Source organism: Vibrio sp. 05-20-BW147, assembly GCF_013369385.1.
GTDB classification, from domain to species: Bacteria; Pseudomonadota; Gammaproteobacteria; order Enterobacterales; family Vibrionaceae; genus Vibrio; species Vibrio floridensis.
On record NZ_SZTO01000058.1, the window covers coordinates 1 to 1,508 of the forward strand.

The 1,508-nt window shown below is 41.3% G+C and carries 3 protein-coding genes; all 3 read left to right on the plus strand.

Annotated features, from left to right (window positions below):
* On the plus strand, positions 1-105 hold a 105-nt coding region (locus FC652_RS19760), incomplete at its 5' end, for a DUF3265 domain-containing protein (RefSeq protein ID WP_176299862.1).
* Between the two features lie 16 nt (positions 106-121).
* Positions 122-919, plus strand: a complete 798-nt coding sequence (locus FC652_RS19765; RefSeq protein WP_176299863.1) for a hypothetical protein — start codon at positions 122-124, stop codon at positions 917-919.
* 158 nt (positions 920-1,077) lie between these two features.
* Positions 1,078-1,508, plus strand: a 431-nt coding sequence (locus tag FC652_RS19775; protein WP_176299865.1) for an ASCH domain-containing protein, incomplete at its 3' end; no start/stop codon positions are given.

The following is a 1,508-nucleotide window of genomic DNA, read 5'->3' on the forward strand; positions in this document are numbered from 1 at the left end:
GGGATTCATGCCGCGTGGCATTTTTGGTATGCGGTGAGTTTTGGTGGTGAAAGTGGCTTGCGGAAGGTTGGTTTATGCGGCATTCACCCCTTAACGCAGCGTTAAGTGCACGAGAGGTTTTATGGCACAAAAAGAATGTATTTTCTGTGGTAACCAAGGCGGGATCTCAAAAGAGCATCTTTGGCCAAATTGGTTGAACAAACTATCTGAAAAAGATGCGAATGCTAAATACCAAGAGGGAGCAGCTTACGGGTTAGGCAATAACGAAGACAACCAATTTAAAATGAATGTTCGCTCTGGCGACGTAATGACTAAAAAATATCGAGTTGTTTGTCGTACCTGTAATGGCGGGTGGATGGGTTCTATTGAAGAAAGTATTAAACCGATCTTACTGGGAGCTTTTGGTGATTGTGATAAATTTCTTACAAATAAAGAGTTAAAAGAGCTAACAACTTGGTTAGTTATGAAAAACATGGTTGCCGAGCAAACCGACAATGAATCTGTTGTAACGAGCAAAGAAGAGTGCTATTTGTTCGAGCGTAATCGAGTTTTTCCTAAACACTATAAAGTGTATGCCGCAAGGCATGGCTTAGATACTACCGCATTGTATAGTCGAGAGACTGCTTTTCTAAAAACACACCCAAATGCACCAAATGAACTCGATGGGCTGCGTAGGAATACACAAGTCACTACATTAGTTGTTGGCAAGGTCGTGTTTTTTATCATTTGCTGCAAAGAACCATCCCTCAATATTTGTCAGGACTTTAAATTAAATCGCTTAACTAGGTTTTATCCTGAGCAGCCAAAGAAGACAGGTAAGAAACTTAAGCATTTAAAGATGTTATCTGACCAGCAATTTGTGTCGGTGGCTAGAGCGTTGTCTTTGTATATAGAGTCAGGCAAAGTTGAAATCGTGTGAAAGTGCACTTAACAAACTGTTTAAGAGTGATTCGCAACGTGTGGCATTTTTACTATGCGTTGAGTTTAGTGTTTAATGTGGTCTGCGGCGGCATCGGTATTGCGTTGCTCACACCTTAACAGGGCGTTATATTTTTAATCAATTTTCGAGTCAAAATCATGGATGAAAGAAGTAGAGTTTACTTGGAACAATATCTGAACTCTTTACCTGGTGAAGTTGCTTCCAAATACACTTCGTTCAGCTCAGACTATTTCTGTGCAGATGAACACAATGCTAATCTCTGTGCCGAGTTAATCCTTCGTGGTGAAAAGCGTGCATCATGCAGCTTAGACTATTGGTACAGTGAAAAAGGCGAGCCAATGCCAGTTGTTGGACACCTTCAAGTGGTGACAAATTGGGATGGTATACCGATTTGTATTATAGAAATGACGTCTGTAACCAAGCAAAAATACAGTGAAGTAACACCGGAGTTCGCGGCTTTAGAAGGTGAGGGTGACAAGACTTTAGCTTGGTGGCGGGAGGCGCATTGGAACTTCTTCTCAAAAGAGTGCGTAGAGTTAGAAATATCACCGTCGGAAGATATGTTGCT